The organism is Cupriavidus sp. IDO (assembly GCF_000812465.1).
In the GTDB taxonomy this organism is placed as follows: Bacteria; Pseudomonadota; Gammaproteobacteria; order Burkholderiales; family Burkholderiaceae; genus Cupriavidus.
This window is the reverse complement of the sequence record NZ_JWMA01000007.1, coordinates 48,291-65,217: the sequence shown is the minus strand read 5'-3', so window position 1 is coordinate 65,217 and position 16,927 is coordinate 48,291. Positions and strand designations below refer to the sequence as shown.

19 protein-coding genes are annotated in these 16,927 nt (G+C 63.9%); 16 read left to right on the top strand and 3 right to left on the bottom strand.

The window, feature by feature from the left end; genetic code table 11:
- The first annotated feature begins 2 nt into the window (after positions 1–2).
- The 12 genes from rpmD (at position 3) to dsbD (ending at position 8,294) form a co-directional block, all read left to right on the top strand.
- Complete coding sequence (gene rpmD / locus RM96_RS03115) at positions 3–185, top strand: 50S ribosomal protein L30 (protein ID WP_010812381.1); 183 nt, start codon at positions 3–5, stop codon at positions 183–185.
- A 22-nt stretch (positions 186–207) separates the two neighbouring features.
- On the top strand, positions 208–642 hold the full coding sequence (rplO, locus tag RM96_RS03110; RefSeq protein WP_039007557.1) for a 50S ribosomal protein L15: 435 nt from the start codon (positions 208–210) through the stop codon (positions 640–642).
- 47 nt (positions 643–689) lie between these two features.
- Positions 690–2,033: a preprotein translocase subunit SecY gene (gene secY, locus RM96_RS03105; RefSeq protein ID WP_039007555.1), complete on the top strand. Its 1,344-nt coding sequence runs from the start codon at positions 690–692 to the stop codon at positions 2,031–2,033.
- A 23-nt stretch (positions 2,034–2,056) separates the two neighbouring features.
- Positions 2,057–2,275 carry a translation initiation factor IF-1 gene (gene infA, locus RM96_RS03100; RefSeq protein ID WP_010812378.1) on the top strand — a complete coding sequence of 73 codons (219 nt, stop codon included), beginning with the start codon at positions 2,057–2,059 and terminating at the stop codon, positions 2,273–2,275.
- Positions 2,276–2,306: 31 nt separating this feature from the next.
- Positions 2,307–2,423: a 50S ribosomal protein L36 gene (rpmJ, locus tag RM96_RS03095; RefSeq protein ID WP_008642959.1), complete on the top strand. Its 117-nt coding sequence runs from the start codon at positions 2,307–2,309 to the stop codon at positions 2,421–2,423.
- A gap of 19 nt (positions 2,424–2,442) precedes the next feature.
- Positions 2,443–2,808, top strand: a complete 366-nt coding sequence (gene rpsM, locus RM96_RS03090; RefSeq protein ID WP_039007551.1) for a 30S ribosomal protein S13 — start codon at positions 2,443–2,445, stop codon at positions 2,806–2,808.
- A 24-nt stretch (positions 2,809–2,832) separates the two neighbouring features.
- Positions 2,833–3,231, top strand: a complete 399-nt coding sequence (gene rpsK, locus RM96_RS03085; RefSeq protein WP_039007550.1) for a 30S ribosomal protein S11 — start codon at positions 2,833–2,835, stop codon at positions 3,229–3,231.
- A 280-nt stretch (positions 3,232–3,511) separates the two neighbouring features.
- A complete protein-coding gene (gene rpsD / locus RM96_RS03080; RefSeq protein ID WP_039007549.1) occupies positions 3,512–4,135 on the top strand; it encodes a 30S ribosomal protein S4 in 624 nt (207 codons plus the stop codon).
- Positions 4,136–4,317: 182 nt separating this feature from the next.
- Positions 4,318–5,298, top strand: coding sequence for a DNA-directed RNA polymerase subunit alpha (locus tag RM96_RS03075; RefSeq protein WP_039007548.1), 981 nt, complete (start codon positions 4,318–4,320; stop codon positions 5,296–5,298).
- 145 nt (positions 5,299–5,443) lie between these two features.
- Positions 5,444–5,839 (top strand): 50S ribosomal protein L17, encoded by a 396-nt coding sequence (gene rplQ / locus RM96_RS03070; RefSeq protein ID WP_010812373.1) that lies wholly within the window; start codon positions 5,444–5,446, stop codon positions 5,837–5,839.
- A 122-nt stretch (positions 5,840–5,961) separates the two neighbouring features.
- Positions 5,962–6,333: a divalent-cation tolerance protein CutA gene (gene cutA, locus RM96_RS03065; RefSeq protein ID WP_052279287.1), complete on the top strand. Its 372-nt coding sequence runs from the start codon at positions 5,962–5,964 to the stop codon at positions 6,331–6,333.
- A gap of 50 nt (positions 6,334–6,383) precedes the next feature.
- Positions 6,384–8,294, top strand: coding sequence for a protein-disulfide reductase DsbD (gene dsbD, locus RM96_RS03060; protein ID WP_039007544.1), 1,911 nt, complete (start codon positions 6,384–6,386; stop codon positions 8,292–8,294).
- 7 nt (positions 8,295–8,301) lie between these two features.
- Here the strand turns inward: dsbD and RM96_RS03055 are convergent, their stop codons facing one another.
- From RM96_RS03055 to yihA, 3 genes are all read right to left on the bottom strand, one after another.
- Positions 8,302–9,549 carry a magnesium transporter CorA family protein gene (locus tag RM96_RS03055; RefSeq protein WP_039007542.1) on the bottom strand — a complete coding sequence of 416 codons (1,248 nt, stop codon included), beginning with the start codon at positions 9,547–9,549 and terminating at the stop codon, positions 8,302–8,304.
- Positions 9,550–9,559: 10 nt separating this feature from the next.
- Positions 9,560–10,552 carry a porphobilinogen synthase gene (gene hemB, locus RM96_RS03050; protein ID WP_039007537.1) on the bottom strand — a complete coding sequence of 331 codons (993 nt, stop codon included), beginning with the start codon at positions 10,550–10,552 and terminating at the stop codon, positions 9,560–9,562.
- A gap of 261 nt (positions 10,553–10,813) precedes the next feature.
- Positions 10,814–11,524, bottom strand: coding sequence for a ribosome biogenesis GTP-binding protein YihA/YsxC (gene yihA, locus RM96_RS03045; protein WP_039007535.1), 711 nt, complete (start codon positions 11,522–11,524; stop codon positions 10,814–10,816).
- A gap of 540 nt (positions 11,525–12,064) precedes the next feature.
- Between yihA and RM96_RS03040 the strand changes: the two genes are divergently transcribed.
- The 4 genes from RM96_RS03040 to RM96_RS03025 all read left to right on the top strand — a co-directional run bounded on the left by RM96_RS03040 (position 12,065) and on the right by RM96_RS03025 (position 16,927).
- Complete coding sequence (locus RM96_RS03040) at positions 12,065–12,724, top strand: c-type cytochrome (protein ID WP_039007533.1); 660 nt, start codon at positions 12,065–12,067, stop codon at positions 12,722–12,724.
- A gap of 156 nt (positions 12,725–12,880) precedes the next feature.
- Positions 12,881–15,076, top strand: a complete 2,196-nt coding sequence (locus RM96_RS03035) for a cytochrome c biogenesis protein ResB (protein WP_039007531.1) — start codon at positions 12,881–12,883, stop codon at positions 15,074–15,076.
- 46 nt (positions 15,077–15,122) lie between these two features.
- Positions 15,123–16,340 (top strand): c-type cytochrome biogenesis protein CcsB, encoded by a 1,218-nt coding sequence (ccsB, locus tag RM96_RS03030; protein WP_039007529.1) that lies wholly within the window; start codon positions 15,123–15,125, stop codon positions 16,338–16,340.
- A 155-nt stretch (positions 16,341–16,495) separates the two neighbouring features.
- Entirely contained in the window at positions 16,496–16,927 is a 432-nt protein-coding gene (locus RM96_RS03025; protein WP_039007606.1) for a COG4315 family predicted lipoprotein, read from the top strand.

Below are 16,927 nucleotides of genomic sequence, written 5' to 3'. Positions count from 1 at the left end.
AAATGTCGCAGAAAACCGTAAAAGTGCAACTCGTGCGCAGCCTGATCGGCACGCGCGAGGATCATCGCGCCACCGTCCGTGGCCTGGGCCTGCGCCGCATCAACTCGGTGTCGGAGCTGCAGGACACGCCCGCCGTGCGCGGCATGATCAACAAGGTCTCGTACCTGGTCAAGGTTCTGGCCTGATACCGGGAACTCGGAGAGCAAGATGCAACTGAACAACCTGAAACCGGCCGACGGTTCGAAGCACGCCAAGCGTCGCGTCGGCCGCGGTATCGGCTCCGGCCTGGGCAAGACTGCCGGTCGTGGTCACAAGGGTCAGAAGTCGCGTTCGGGCGGCTTCCACAAGGTGGGCTTCGAAGGCGGTCAAATGCCGCTGTATCGTCGCCTGCCGAAGCGCGGTTTCACCTCGCTGACCAAGGCGTTCACCGCCGAAGTCACGCTGCGTGATATCGAGCGTCTGGAAGCGGCTGAAGTCGACCTGCTGGTCCTGAAGCAAGCTGGCCTGGTGAACGACCTGGTGAAGAGCGCCAAGGTCATCAAGGCTGGTGAGCTGACCCGCAAGGTGACGATCAAGGGTCTGGGCGCCACCGCTGGCGCCAAGGCCGCGATCGAAGCCGCCGGCGGCCAGATCGCAGCCTGATCCGGCAGCATTTATCGCAGCATAGGCAGTTATAGTCGGAGCATCGTTTGGCCACGGCGAAACCCAATGCAAGCGCGCAAGCCAGGAACACGGCGAAGTACGGCGACCTCAAGCGCCGGCTGATGTTCCTGGTGCTGGCCCTGATCGTCTACCGCATCGGTGCGCATATTCCGGTGCCGGGAATCGATCCGGAACAGCTTGCGAAGCTTTTCCAGAGTCAGTCGGGTGGCATCCTCGGGATGTTCAACCTGTTCTCGGGCGGTGCGCTGTCGCGCTTTACCGTCTTCGCGCTCGGCATCATGCCGTACATCTCGGCGTCGATCATCATGCAATTGCTGACGATCGTGCTGCCGCAGCTGGAGTCGTTGAAGAAGGAAGGGCAGGCGGGGCAACGCAAGATCACGCAGTACACGCGCTACGGCACGGTGGTTCTGGCCACCTTCCAGGCGCTGTCGATTGCGGTCGCGCTGGAATCGCAGCCTGGCCTTGTGATCGATCCGGGCCTGATGTTCCGGGCAACGGCGGTAATCACGCTGGTGACCGGTACGATGTTCCTGATGTGGCTGGGTGAGCAGATTACCGAGCGTGGTCTGGGCAACGGCATCTCGATCATCATCTTCGGCGGTATCGCGGCGGGCCTGCCCAACGCGATCGGCGGTCTGTTCGAGCTGGTTCGCACCGGTTCGATGAGCATCATTGCGGCGATCATCATCGTGGCGATCGTGGCTGGTGTGACCTTTGCCGTGGTGTTTGTCGAGCGTGGCCAGCGCAAGATCCTGGTGAACTATGCCAAGCGTCAGGTCGGCAACAAGGTGTACGGCGGTCAGTCGTCGCACCTGCCGCTGAAGCTGAACATGGCAGGGGTGATTCCGCCGATCTTCGCATCGTCGATCATCCTGTTCCCGGCGACGATTGCAGGCTGGTTTACGTCCCAGTCGACGGGTGCGGCTGGCCGGTTCATCAAGGACCTGGCTGCAACGCTGTCGCCGGGCCAGCCGGTCTACATCCTGCTGTACGCTGCTGCGATTGTATTTTTCTGCTTCTTCTATACGGCTCTGGTTTACAACAGCCGGGAAGTGGCAGACAACCTGAAGAAAAGCGGTGCCTTCATTCCGGGCATTCGTCCGGGCGAGCAGACGACGCGCTACATCGACAAGATTCTGGTGCGCCTGACGCTGGCTGGTGCGATCTACATCACACTGGTCTGCCTGTTGCCGGAATTCCTGGTGCTGCGCTGGAACGTTCCGTTCTATTTTGGCGGAACCTCGCTGCTGATCATCGTGGTCGTCACGATGGACTTCATGGCCCAGGTTCAGTCCTACGTCATGTCGCAGCAGTATGAATCGTTGCTGAAGAAAGCGAATTTCAAGGGCAATCTGACCTTGCGCTGACTCCAGATCGGTACAGGCTAGGTATGGCAAAAGACGACGTCATCCAGATGCAGGGGGAGGTCCTGGAGAACCTCCCGAATGCAACGTTCCGCGTCAAGCTGGAAAACGGCCATGTAGTACTGGGTCATATCTCCGGCAAGATGCGAATGAACTACATCCGGATTCTTCCGGGTGACAAGGTGACGGTCGAGCTGACTCCATATGATCTGTCGCGCGCACGAATCGTCTTCCGGACGAAGTGAAGCGAACAGGAATTGAAGGAAGAGGAAAATTATGAAAGTGCTGGCTTCTGTGAAGCGCATTTGCCGCAACTGCAAAATTATCAAGCGCAACGGTGTCGTGCGCGTGATCTGCTCGTCGGATCCCCGCCACAAGCAACGCCAAGGCTAATCGGAAAGAGGATTGACGAATGGCACGTATCGCAGGGGTTAACATCCCGAACCACAAGCATACCGAAATCGGCCTGACGGCTATTTACGGTATCGGCCGCTCGCGCGCCCGCAAGATCTGCGAGGCCACCGGCGTACCGTTTGACAAGAAGGTCAAGGATCTGACCGACGCCGACCTGGAAAAGCTTCGTGACGAAGTGGGCAAGGTCACGGTCGAGGGTGACCTGCGTCGTGAAACCACGATGAACATCAAGCGTCTGATGGACCTTGGTTGCTATCGTGGCGTCCGTCACCGCAGGGGCCTGCCGATGCGCGGCCAGCGTACCCGTACGAACGCCCGTACCCGCAAGGGTCCGCGTAAGGCCGGCGTGGCTCTGAAGAAGTAAAGCCGAAGGCAGAGGAAGAAACTAATGGCAAAAGGTCCGAATAACGCCGCTCGCGCGCGTAAGAAGGTCAAGAAGAACGTTGCCGACGGCATTGCGCACGTCCACGCTTCGTTCAACAACACCATCATCACGATCACCGATCGCCAGGGCAACGCCCTGTCGTGGGCGACCGCCGGTGGCCAGGGCTTCAAGGGTTCGCGCAAGTCGACCCCGTTCGCTGCCCAGGTTGCTGCCGAGAACGCCGGCCGCGTGGCGCAAGACCAGGGTATCAAGAACCTGGAAGTGCGCATCAAGGGCCCCGGCCCTGGCCGCGAATCGGCTGTCCGCGCACTGAACGCGCTGGGCATCAAGATCGCCGTGATCGAAGACGTGACGCCGGTTCCGCACAACGGCTGCCGTCCGCCGAAGCGCCGCCGTATCTAAGCGCTTGGGTGTCGCCGGGATTGTCGGGGCTTCCTCGTACGATCCCGGATGTGGTAGTATCGCGCGTTGACCTGCTGCTTTGTTTGCGGCAGGTTTTCGTTTTGCATCCGGCGAATGGCCTAGTCGCCACTTGCTGGGTGTCAGGTTCATGCTTTAGCGTGGCTCCTGCCCGGAGTGCGCTCAATAAGCCCACCGTCTGTCGCCGAGCTTCTCATGAAGCCGAGCTGGCGGACTCGCGGCGCGTCCTGAAAGGCGTCGCGATCGATCAAAGGAAGATAAAGTGGCACGTTATACCGGCCCGAAGGCCAAACTCTCCCGCCGTGAAGGTACCGACCTGTTCCTGAAGAGCGCCCGTCGCTCGCTCGCCGACAAGTGCAAGCTGGACAGCAAGCCGGGCCAGCATGGCCGCACCTCGGGTGCCCGCACCTCCGACTACGGCAACCAGCTGCGTGAAAAGCAGAAGGTCAAGCGCATCTACGGCGTGCTCGAGCGCCAGTTCCGCCGCTACTTCGCCGAAGCCGACCGCCGCAAGGGCAACACCGGCGAAAAGCTGCTGCAACTGCTGGAATCGCGCCTGGACAACGTGGTGTACCGCATGGGCTTCGGTTCGACCCGCGCTGAAGCGCGCCAGCTGGTGTCGCACAAGGCGATCCTGGTGAACGGCCAGACCCTGAACGTGCCGTCGGCGCAGATCAAGGCTGGTGACGTCGTTGCCATCCGCGAGCAGTCGAAGAAGCAAGTGCGTATCGCCGAAGCGCTGTCGCTGGCCGAGCAATCGGGTTTCCCGACCTGGGTGGCCGTGGACGCCAAGAAGCTCGAAGGCACCTTCAAGCAAGCCCCGGATCGCGCCGACATCTCCGGCGACATCAACGAAAGCCTGATCGTCGAATTGTATTCGCGTTAATCGCCTGAATCGCCGACGCCATCGAACGGTTCAGAGCTTGCGATTTCCCCGCAAGGCTTCTCTTTCAGCCCGACGCGCCTGGTGCGAGTCGGGCTTATTGCCCATCGTGCGATGGGATTTTCAGGTTCCATACGTCAGCCTTATCGGTGTAACGAGCCGAGGGTATTGAAAAGGACAACCTAATGCAAACAGCACTCCTCAAGCCAAAAATCATCGCCGTCGAGCCGCTTGGCGACCATCACGCCAAGGTCGTGATGGAGCCGTTCGAGCGCGGCTACGGCCATACGCTCGGTAACGCCCTGCGTCGTGTGCTGCTGTCGTCGATGGTCGGCTATGCCCCGACCGAAGTGACGATCGCTGGGGTGGTCCACGAGTATTCGACCATCGACGGCGTGCAGGAAGACGTCGTCAACCTGCTCCTCAACCTGAAGGGCGTGGTCTTCAAGCTGCATAACCGCGACGAAGTCACGGTTTCGCTGCGCAAGGATGGCGAAGGCGTCGTCACGGCTGCAGACATCGAGCTGCCGCACGATGTCGAGATCATCAATCCGAACCACGTGATCGCCCACCTGTCGGCCGGCGGCAAGCTGGACATGCAGGTCAAGGTCGAGCAAGGCCGCGGCTACGTGCCGGGCAACGTGCGCAAGTTCGGTGACGAATCGAGCAAGGTGATCGGCCGTATCGTGCTGGACGCCTCGTTCTCGCCGGTTCGCCGCGTTTCGTACGCAGTCGAATCCGCCCGCGTCGAGCAGCGTACCGACCTCGACAAGCTGGTGATGAACATTGAAACCGACGGCGTGATCTCGCCCGAGGAAGCGATCCGCCAGTCGGCCCGCATCCTGGTCGACCAGCTGTCCGTGTTCGCCGCGCTGGAAGGCACCGAGTCGGCAGCCGAAGCTGCTTCGAGCCGTACGCCGCAGATCGACCCGATCCTGCTGCGCCCGGTCGACGACCTGGAGCTGACGGTGCGTTCGGCCAACTGCCTGAAGGCCGAAAACATCTACTACATCGGCGACCTGATCCAGCGTACCGAGAACGAGCTGCTCAAGACCCCGAACCTGGGTCGCAAGTCGCTCAACGAGATCAAGGAAGTCCTCGCCTCGCGTGGCCTGACCCTCGGCATGAAGCTCGAGAACTGGCCGCCCGCAGGTCTGGAGAAGTAATTGTGGAGCGGGGCTTTTGCCCCGCGCCGCGGTAACCGCCCCGGTGCTTTGCCGGGGCATGTATGACTACCGGCCCGCGTCCGGCGGCTTGCGCCAACGAACGATAGAAGAGCTGGTCAAACACTCAATCTGAAAAGGAATCATCATGCGTCACCGTCATGGTCTGCGGAAACTGAACCGCACCTCGTCGCACCGTCTTGCGATGCTGCGCAACATGTCCAACTCGCTGTTCCAGCACGAGCTGATCAAGACCACCGTGCCCAAGGCCAAGGAACTGCGCAAGGTTGTCGAGCCGCTGATCACGCTGGCCAAGAAGGACACCGTTGCCAACCGCCGCCTGGCTTTCGCCCGTCTGCGCGACCGCGACATGGTCACCAAGCTGTTCACCGAACTGGGCCCGCGCTACGCCACCCGTCCGGGCGGCTACACCCGCATCCTGAAGTTCGGTTTCCGTCAGGGCGACAACGCGCCGATGGCGCTGGTCGAACTGGTGGATCGTCCGGAAATCACCGAAGCCCCGGCTGAAGAAGCCGCGGAATAAGGTTGATTGCCGACCCGTCGTTCCGACGGGTTCGGACACACCGCTTACAATCGAGCCAGGCAATTGCCTGGCTCTTTTGTTTTGGGTGGCGGGCAAAGGCGGCGGCCGCAGGGGGAAGGTAGATGAGCACTATTGGCAAAGTTGCAGAGGGCCTGGATGACACCGATAGCCAGGTCATCGTCGTGATGACGAACCTGCCGGATGTGGACTCCGCCACGCGCCTGACGCGGGCGGTGCTCGAAGCCCGCGCCGCTGCCTGCGTGAACCGCCTGGCGCCGGTCGACTCCGAGTACTGGTGGCAGGGCAAGCTCGAGCGGGCGCAGGAGTGGCCCCTGCTGATCAAGACCACGCGAGCGCGCTATGCGGCGCTGGAGGCCATTATTCGGGAGCAACATCCCTATGATGTGCCGGAAGTCATTGCCTGGCCGCTGGTGGCTGGGCTGGCACCATATCTGGCGTGGGTGCGGGACGAGGTCAGGCAGACTGCGGGCTGAGCGCCCTCGGGCGCCCGGATGGCAGGAACAACAGATTCAGGAACAGGTTCATGAGCATCGGTTTGGCACTTTCGGGACGTCCGCGCGGATTGGATATGGCGCGGCATATTGCCGCAGCCTTGCTGGCGGCATTCGCCTGGCTGTGCCTGGCGGGTGCGGCCCGTGCCGCGACGGAAGACGATTTCCTGCCGCCTGAACAGGCCTTCCAATTCGCTGCGCGCCAGATCGACGAGAAGACCATCGAAGTGCGCTTCGACGTCGCCAGTGGCTACTACCTCTATCGCGAGCGCTTCGCTTTCACCGCGCAGCCGGCAAGCGTCCGGCTGGGCAAGCCCGATTTCCCAGCGGGCAAGATCAAGTTTGACGAGAATTTCGGCAAGGAGGTGGAGACGTACCACCAGGCCGTCACCATCCGCGTCCCGGTGGAGGCGGCGCCTGCCGACGGCAAGTGGTCGCTGGTCGTGACCTCGCAGGGCTGCGCCGACAAGGGCCTGTGCTACCCGCCGATGGAAAGCGTGTTCAAGGTTGGCGGCAGCGCGCTGGGCAATCTGTTTGGCCAGCGCGAGCGCAGCGAAAGCCCGGCAACACCGGTGAACCCCGACAGCACCGCCAGGCAGGCGGCGCCTCGTGTGGACGAAAACGACCGCATCGCCGGCGCGCTGGCCAGCCGCAACCTGGGCGTGGTGGCCGCGCTGTTCTTCGGGCTGGGGCTGCTGCTGACATTCACCCCGTGCGTGCTGCCGATGGTGCCGATCCTGTCCTCCATCGTCGTGGGCGAGCACGTCACGCGCAGCCGGGCGCTGGTCGTTTCGCTGGCTTATGTGCTCGGCATGGCGGTCGTCTATACGGCGATCGGCGTGGCGGCAGGGTTGCTTGGCGAAGGGCTGGCTGCGGCTCTGCAGACACCCTGGGTGCTTGGCGCATTCGCTCTGCTGATGGTGGCGCTGTCGCTCTCCATGTTCGGGCTCTATGAGCTGCAGTTGCCGCAGCGCTGGCAGACCCGGCTGACCGCGTCGTCGAGCCAGCGGCAGGGCGGGCAGGTGGTGGGGGCAGCGGCCATGGGCGCCATCTCGGCGCTGATCGTCGGGCCCTGCGTGACGGCACCGCTGGCCGGCGCGCTGGCCTACATCGCCCAGACCGGCGATGCGGTCACTGGCGGCGGCGCGTTGTTCGCCATGGCAATCGGCATGGGCGTGCCGCTGGTGCTGGTTGGCGTGGGGGCAGGCAATCTGCTGCCGCGCGCGGGGCGCTGGATGGAAGCCACCAAGCGCTTCTTTGGATTCCTGCTGCTGGGCGTGGCGATCTGGATGGTGACGCCAGTGGTGCCGGCATGGGCGGCCATGGTGGCGTGGGCGGCACTGCTGCTGGTGGCGGCCGTCTTCCTGGGCGCTTTCGATTCGCTGGGTCCGGAACCGCGTGGACTGGCGCGGCTGGGCAAGGGGCTTGGCGTGCTGGCGGCGCTGGCCGGCGCGATCCTCCTGGTAGGGCTGGCTTCCGGCGGGCGCGATCCGCTGCAGCCGCTTTCGCACCTCGCTGGCGGGCGGATCGCCGGCGGCACGGCTGGCACCATCGCCAGCGCTGACACCGTGCACTTCGAGCGTATCCGCTCCGTTGCCGAACTCGACGCCCGCGTGGCGCAGGCCGCCGCCGCCGGCAAGCCGGTCTTGCTGGACTTCTACGCCGACTGGTGCGTGAGCTGCAAGGAGATGGAGCGCATGACGTTCGTCGATCCGAAGGTCCGCGCCAGAATGTCGGAAATCGTCCTGCTGCAGGCCGACGTAACGGCCAACAATGCCGAAGACCGGGCGCTGCTCAAGCGCTTTGGCCTGTTCGGCCCGCCAGGGATCATCCTGTTCGGCGCCGACGGCCGCGAACGCCCGGTGCGCGTGATCGGCTACCAGTCGGCCAGCCGCTTCCTCGACAGCCTTGAGCGCGCTTTTGGCGCGCGCACGCGTACCTGAACCTGCGCTAGCGGTCCAGCTGCCGCCCCAGCCCCCACACCGCGCCCAGCACGACCACGACGGCTCCCATCAGCCCGATCGACCACCAGAAACCATTGGGTTCGCGAAGCCACGGCATGCGCTCGAAATTCATGCCGAAAACGCCGGTGATAAGCGTCAGCGGCATAAACAGCGCGGTGATCAGCGTCAGCGTGCGCATGGTGCGGTTGGTCCGATGCGCCACCGCCGAGAAGTGGATCTGTACGGCCGATTCGATCGAGTCTTCCAGCCGTCGCGCATGGGCCAGCACGCGCTGGATGTGCTCCATCAGGTCGTTGATGCGCACCAGCAGCACCTCGTCCCGGCCGGGAGCGTCATTGGCGCCTTCGCCCTCGCTGCTGTAGCGGTTGTCGAGCAGGCTGTCGCGGAATTCCTGCAGCGCATCGCGCTGCTCCTCGCTGAGGTGCTCCAGCCTGCGCAGCTGAATGCGCGCATCCAGCAGCCCCTCCCAACTCGAAAAGCCCCGCCGTGCATTGAGCAGCGCACGCTGCCAGCGGTCGAGCTGGCGCGTCAGCGGTGCGCGCAGTTCGAGGTAGCGGTCAACCATGGCATTGAGCAGCCGCAGCATCAGGTCCTCGGGCCGCGACGGCGGGCGTATGCCGTGCAGCAGCGGCGCCTGGCCGTTGCCGCGCGAAGGTGTCTGCGGGCGCGGTGCGTGGCAGAGCTCGATCAGCCGCTGGCGCACCTGGTCGATGGTGCGCGAAGGCCCCGGCCGCACGGTGACCAGCAGGGTGTCGAAGACAAAGAACGTGACCGGCTGGGTATCGATCTTGGCCAGCGCGGGCAGGAAGCCCGGAGGGTAACGGCGCGCCTTGTGAGGCGCCGTTGCCGGTGCCGGAGCGGACGGTGCCGTAGCGGTGGCAGTGTCGCTGTCGGCTGTGGCTTGCGGGCTGTCACCGCCGGGTTCCGCCTCGGCAATCGCCCGGCTGGTCTCGAAGGTCAGCTTGCGGAAGATCACCATGTCGTACGCATTGGTCGTATCGAAATACGAGGGATGCGTCGCGTTCACGGCGTCGACCAGGTGCAGGTCGAGAATCGGCGCGCCGGTCAGCTGCTGCAGGCTGTCGCGCCAGCCCGCGGGTGCGGCGGAGACTTCCTCGGTGGTGAAATCCGCCCAGGCGAAACGGGCAGCCGCGTTGCCGCTCAGGAACTCGCCCGCCTCGGCCAGCGAGGCAAGCGGATGTACCTGGCTGGCCGAGAAGCCGAGCAATTGCATACCGGAACGATCAGGCGGTCAGCAGGCGCGCGGCGTCGCGCGCGAAGTAGGTCAGGATGCCGTCGGCGCCGGCGCGGCGGAATGCCAGCAGCGATTCCATCATGACCTTGTCATGGTCCAGCCAGCCGTTCTGCGCGGCGGCCTTGAGCATCGCGTATTCGCCGCTGACCTGGTAGACATAGGTGGGGAAGCGGAATTCGTCCTTCACGCGCCGCACGATGTCCAGGTAAGGCATGCCGGGCTTGACCATCACCATGTCGGCGCCTTCCAGGATGTCCTGGGCGACTTCGCGCAGGGCTTCGTCGGTATTGGCCGGGTCCATCTGGTAGGTCATCTTGTTGCCCTTGCCCAGGTTGGCCGCGGAGCCGACTGCATCGCGGAAGGGGCCGTAGAAGGCCGACGCGTACTTGGCCGAGTAGGCCATGATGCGCGTGTGGATGTGGCTGTTGTCTTCCAGGGCCATGCGCACCGCGCCGATGCGGCCGTCCATCATGTCCGACGGCGCCACGATGTCGACGCCGGCCTCGGCCTGCGTCAGCGCCTGCCTGACCAGGATCTCGACGGTCACATCGTTGATGACGTAGCCGTTCTCATCCAGCACGCCGTCCTGCCCGTGGCTGGTGTACGGGTCGAGTGCCACGTCGGTCAGCACGCCCAGTTCCGGGAAACGGTCCTTGAGCGCGCGCACGGCACGCGGAATCAGGCCTTCGGCGTTGATGGCCTCGATGCCGTCCGGCGTCTTCAGCGCGGGGTCGATCACCGGGAACAACGCAATCACCGGGATGCCGAGCTTCACGCAGTCTTCGGCAACGGGCAGCAGCAGGTCGATGGAGACGCGCTCCACGCCCGGCATCGAAGGCACGGCCTGGCGCTGGTTCTGCCCATCCACGACGAACACGGGATAAATCAGGTTATCCGGGGACAGGCGATGCTCACGCATCATCCGGCGCGAAAAATCATCGCGGCGCATGCGGCGGGGACGGTACTCGGGGAAAGTGGACATGGCTGGCTACTGTTGGAGAGCAGGAAGGAATGCAAGGAAGACGTCACCGCTGAAGGGGCGGGCTGGCGGCTCCCGAAGAAAAACTAAACTTTTAAGTGTGCCCGCTATCATACTCGCGGACACTTTGCGTTGCGCCTTGCGTGGCGCGGTGTCCCCCGCTACTCCTCCCTGAGCGGGTACCCGCCTTCAACGGCGGGAAAGTTCATCCCCGTTGCTTGCAACGGGGTTTTTTTTGCGCGCTGGCAATGGGCGCCGCGGGGCTCAGGCTTGTGGCTCTGCCGCCGGCGGTTCTGCCTTTTCCGACTTCGCGGACTGGGCGGCTTCCTGGGCCGCGAGTGCCTCCGGCAAGGACAGCCAGCCGGCGACTACACGCTGTGCCTCCTCGATGCCGCGCCGCTTGAGGCTGGAGAAGAGCTGCGCGGTCAGCGGCACCGGTGTCTTGAGCTGCTCGGCGTATCCGGCCAGGATCTGGCGGGTTTCGCGCAGGGCCTTGGCATTCTCGCTGTTGGTCAGCTTGTCGGCCTTGGTCAGCAGGACGTGGATCGGCCGGCCGGTGGGCAGGAACCACTCCACCATCTGGCAATCCAGATCCGTGAACGGGCGGCGCGCGTCCATCATCAGGATCAGGCCGGCCAGTTGCGGACGGGTCTGCACGTAGTCGCTCAGCAGGCCCTGCCAGTGGAATTTGGCCGAGCCCGAGACTTCTGCGTAGCCATAACCCGGCAGGTCGACCAGGAAGGCGAGCGGGTCCGGGGCCTTGACCGGGGCCACAGAGAAATAGTTGATGTGCTGGGTGCGGCCCGGCGTGCGTGAGGAAAACGCCAGCCGTTTCTGATTGCACAGAATGTTGATGGCCGTCGACTTGCCAGCGTTGGAGCGCCCGGCGAATGCCACTTCCGGCACGGCCGTGGCAGGCAGGTCGCGCAGGTGATTGACGGTGATAAAGAAGCGGGCCTGGTGTAAGAGGGACATGCGCAATGGGCAGTGGGGCGGAGTGTTGCGGCGGGGCGCCTGTTGCGCGGCCCGAGAACATTGTCACGCCGAGGTGGGGTGGCTGGCGGTGCTTAGTCCATTGAATCACGGATCCAGTGGACAGACCGTCCGGCCGGTGTTGATCTGGCGCAGCATCAGAGGCGCATGGCATCAATCCGGCACACGATTTATTGTACAATACGCCGGTTTACGGTCTCCTGATTGGGTGACTCGTGGCATCCTTGGCCGCTTGCCTGGATGCCCGTTATCCGCCGGGAAGCCTTGTGTGTCGTTCCATCGTGGTTGTGCTTGTCGCGCCGGGTGCGCGTGCAAGGCAGTCATCTCGCCATTGCCGGTTGGGGCATCGCGCGACGCCGGGCAGTCAGGGTCTGCTGCCGGGATCGCCAGGCCGATCGGGGCAGGTCGCCGGCGCGAGTCCACGAATGTCAGGCCTTTGCACGGGCGCGTCCTCACCGCCAGCAGAGTGCCGGCCGGCATGCATTACGGTATTCAAAACAAATTCAGAGAGAAGGTGTGCGAATGAACCGCATTGCGAAACATCTGGCTGTCCTGGCGCTGGCTCTGCCTGCAACCGCCATGACCGGTCTGGCATCTGCCACAGAGCAGGCCGCCGTAAAGGCTGATCCGGCAAAGGGCGAAACGCTTTACACGCAAGGCGCGCCTGATCGCAATGTCCCCGCCTGCCTGAGCTGCCACGGTGCCGCAGGCAACAGCGGCGGCGCCGCCAACCCGAAGCTGGCCGCCCAGCACCCTGAGTACGTCCACAAGCAGCTGGTGAACTTCAAGGAGAAGTCCCGCAGCAACGCCATCATGTCGCCGTACGCGGCGGCCCTGTCCGATCAGGAGATGAAGGACGTTGGCGCCTACCTGGCCAAGCAGGCGCTCAAGCCGGCAACCGCCAAGAACAAGGACACCATCGAGGCCGGCCAGAAGATCTACCGTGCCGGCATCTCCGCCAAGGGCGTGCCCGCCTGCGCCGCCTGCCACGGCCCGACCGGCGCCGGTATTCCCGCACAGTATCCGCGCATTGGCGGACAATGGTCGGAGTACACCGAGGCCCAGCTCGTGGCTTTCCGTCAGGGCACCCGCAAGAACAATCCGGTGATGACGACGATCGCTGCCAAGATGTCGGACGCCGAGATCAAGGCCGTGGCCGATTACGTCGCCGGCGTTCGCTAAGTCGTTCCGCACCGGCCGGCCGGTTGACCTGCCGCCTCGCACAAGCGGGGTGTCGATCAGGATGCAACCGGACGCGCCGGCAACAATCGAAGAGGGTGGCCTGCTCGCAAAGCATGTCCACCCTTTTTTTTTCCAAAGCTTTCCGCCGCACTGCACATGTCGACCGCTTCCACTTCGGGGCTGCACCTGAAGACCTCCCACCGCGTGCTGCGCGACACGGTCGAGTTGTTATCCTCGATGCGCTTCGCCATCACGCTGCTGACGGTGATCGCCATCGCCAGCGTGATTGGCACCGTACTCAAGCAGAACGAGCCGTATCCCAACTACGTGAACCAGTTCGGGCCGTTCTGGGCCGACCTGTTCCATGCGCTGTCGCTGCAGAAGGTGTATGGCTCGTGGTGGTTCCTGCTGATCCTCGCGTTCCTGGTCACTTCCACCACGTTGTGCCTGGTACGCAACGCTCCGAGGATGGTTGCGGACATGCGATCGTGGAAAGACCACGTGCGCGAACGCAGCCTGCGTGCCTTCCATCATCGCGGTGAATTCGAGGCCAGCCGCCCGCGCGCCGAGGCGGTCACGCGCCTGGGTGCGCTGCTGCGCAACCGCGGCTACCGCATCAAGCAGGTCGAGCATGACGGCGCCACGCTGCTGGCGGCAAAGGCCGGCGCGGCCAACAAGCTCGGCTACATCCTAGCGCACACGGCCATCGTGGTGATCTGCATCGGCGGCTTGCTGGATGGCGACATGCTCATCCGCGCGCAGATGTGGTTCGGCGGCAAGTCCCCGATCAGCGGCAATGCCGTGATCAGCGAGATCCCGCCGCAGAACCGGCTGTCGGCCAGCAACCCGGGCTTTCGCGGCAATGCCTTCGTACCGGAAGGCTCGACGGTTTCCACGGCGATCCTGAACGTTGCCGATGGCGCGCTGGTGCAGGACCTGCCGTTCACCATCACGCTCAAGAAATTCCACATCGATTTCTACGCGACCGGCATGCCGAAGCTGTTTGCCTCGGATGTAGTGGTGACAGACCGCGCCACCGGCAAGCAGACCACGGCCACGGTGAAGGTCAATGAGCCGCTGATCGTGGACGGCATCGCCATCTATCAGTCGAGCTTCGAAGACGGCGGCTCGCGCCTGAAATTCGTCGGTTACCCGATGCAGGGCAGCGGCAACGGCACCTTCGCCTTTGACGGCACCGTGGGCGGAAATGCGCCGCTGGCCGGCACCGGGACCGCCGCGGACAAGGACGGCCTGACCGTCGAGTTCAGCGATTTCCGACTGATGAACATCGAGAACGTCACCGACGCCTCTGGCAAGCCCGACGCCAGGGGCGTGGCGCGCAAATCGCTGAACGAGACCATCGAGTCGCATCTGGGCGCCGCCGCCAGCACCGACCGCGCGAAGGAGTTGCGTAATGTCGGCCCGTCGGTGCAGTACAAGCTGCGCGACCGCAACGGCCAGGCGCGTGAGTTCAACAACTACATGGTGCCGGTGCAACTGGAAGGCCAGTCGGTCTTCCTCGCCGGCATGCGCGAGTCGCCCAGCGAGCCGTTCCGCTATCTGCGCATCCCGGCCGATGATCGCGGCAGCGTGGCCGACTGGATGCGCCTGCGCGCGGCGCTGCAGGACCGCGCCATGCGCGGCGAAGCCGCACGCCGCTTCGCGCTGGCGTCGATGCCGGGCGCGGACAAGGCTGAACTGCGCGGCCAGCTGGCCGAGAGCGCATTGCGCGCGCTCGATCTGTTCGCCGGCGCCACGCGAGCCAACCCGGACTCGCCACCAGGTGGCTTTACCGCCATCGCTGCTTTCCTGGAAAAGTCGGTGCCGCCCGCCGAACAGCAGAAGGCCGCGGATGTGTTGCTCAAGATCCTGAACGGCTCCATGTGGGAGCTCTGGCAGCTCGCTCGCGCTGAAGACAAGCAGCCGGTCGTGGCCAGCAGTGCGCAGAGCAGTGCCTTCCTGCAGCAGGCCATCAATGCACTGTCGGACAGTTTCTTCTATGGCGCGCCGGTCTTCCTGCAGCTCGATGACTTCAAGGAAGTCAAAGCCAGTGTGTTCCAGATGACCCGTGCGCCGGGCAAGAACATCGTGTATCTTGGTTGTTTGCTGCTGGTCCTGGGGGTGTTTGCGATGTTCTACATCCGCGAGCGCCGGGTCTGGATCTGGGTCAGGGACCGGCAGAAGGATGCCGGCGGTCCGGACGCTCCGGGCACGCAGGCCAGCCATCTCCTGATGGCGATGTCGACCCAGCGGCGCACCATGGACTTCGAGAAGGAGTTTGTTGCGCTGCGAGACGACATCGGCCGCGCCGCGGGCGCAGACGGTGAAGCCGCGGCACAGGCGCCGCATTGAACAGGGCAGCGTTGCACGAACGCGCAGAACCCAAGCAGGTATCGTTATGTCTTCAAATGTGAACCAGGCTAGTCCGGCCATGCGCCCGGCGACGACGCGCGCCGATGCCGCCACCGCTGCGCTTGCGGCAGACGAACCCTATCTCGAACCGTCGTTCCTGCGTCGGCTGAGCTGGCTGGACTGGGTGTTCGCCCTGCTGCTGGCCGTTGGCGCAGGGGTTGCACTGGCCCGCTATGGCCAGTGGATGAATGGCTATGACAAGGCCGTGCTGATTGCAGCGGTGCCGACCTTTGCCCTGCTGGGCTGGCACTGGAAGCCAGTGCGTCCGCTGATGGTGGGGCTGGCGGTGCTGTCGCTGTTCGCCGTGCAGTTGTACCAGGGACAGCTTGCACGCGCCGATCAGGCATTCTTCCTCAAGTACTTCCTCTCCAGCCAGTCGGCCATCCTCTGGATGAGCGCGCTGGTATACCTGTCCACGCTGTTCTACTGGGTGGGCCTGGCTTCGCGCTCGAACACCGGCTACAGCATCGGCAGCAAGCTTTGCTGGGCCGCGGTCGTGCTCGGCTTCACCGGCCTGCTGGTGCGCTGGTACGAGTCCTACCTGATCGGCGCGGACATCGGCCATATCCCCATCTCGAATCTCTATGAAGTGTTCGTGCTGTTCACGCTGATCACTTCGCTGTTCTATCTCTACTACGAAGGCCGCTACGCCACGCGCACCCTGGGGCCGTTCGTGATGCTGGTGGTCTCGGCAGCGGTGGGCTTCCTGCTCTGGTACACGGTCAGCCGCAATGCGCAGGAAATCCAGCCGCTGGTGCCCGCGCTGCAAAGCTGGTGGATGAAGATCCATGTGCCGGCGAACTTCATCGGCTACGGTACGTTTTCGCTGGCGGCGATGGTGTCGGTGGCCTATCTGCTAAAGCAGAATGGCATCCTGGCCGAGCGCCTGCCTTCGCTGGAACTCCTTGATGATGTGATGTACAAGGCCATCGCCGTCGGCTTCGCATTTTTCACCATCGCCACCATCCTCGGCGCGCTGTGGGCGGCCGAAGCCTGGGGCGGCTACTGGAGCTGGGATCCGAAGGAGACCTGGGCGCTGATCGTCTGGCTGAACTATGCCGCCTGGCTGCATATGCGTCTGATGAAGGGGCTGCGCGGCACAGTAGCGGCCTGGTGGGCCCTGGTCGGTCTGCTGGTGACGACCTTCGCGTTCCTGGGCGTCAACATGTTCCTGTCCGGCCTGCACAGCTATGGCGAGCTCTGATTCGCCGCGTAACGATGCTGCAATGCAAAAACCTGCCTTTCCGGGCAGGTTTTTTTTCGCCTTTTTTCGCACAAAGGGAATAAAGACGTCACATTCGGTGTTTACTGGAGAAACGGTGCCGGTTGGCGGCACCGGTTTGCATGGAGAAGAAAATCATGGCACGTCTGCGTCTTACCACCGCTGCATCCCTGCTTCGTCCCGCCGCGCTCACGCTCGGCTGCGCTTCCGTCCTGCTGCTGGCTGCCTGTTCAGGCATGGGCATGGGTGGCGGCGCCGGCAATATGCCGCCTACCGTGAAAGTGACTGACGGCGTGCTGACGGATCCACAAGGCCTGACCCTCTACACCTTCGACCGAGACAACGGTGGCAAGAGTGCTTGCAACGGCGCCTGCGCGACCAACTGGCCGCCGCTGATGGCCGCGCCTGGCACCAACGCCTCGGGCAGCTACACCATCATCACGCGCGAAGATGGCGGCAAGCAGTGGGCCTATCGCGGCATGCCGCTGTACCGCTTTGCCAAGGATGCCAAGCCGGGTGACCGTGGCGGCGACAACTTCAACAACGTCTGGCACGTGGCGAAGCCCTGA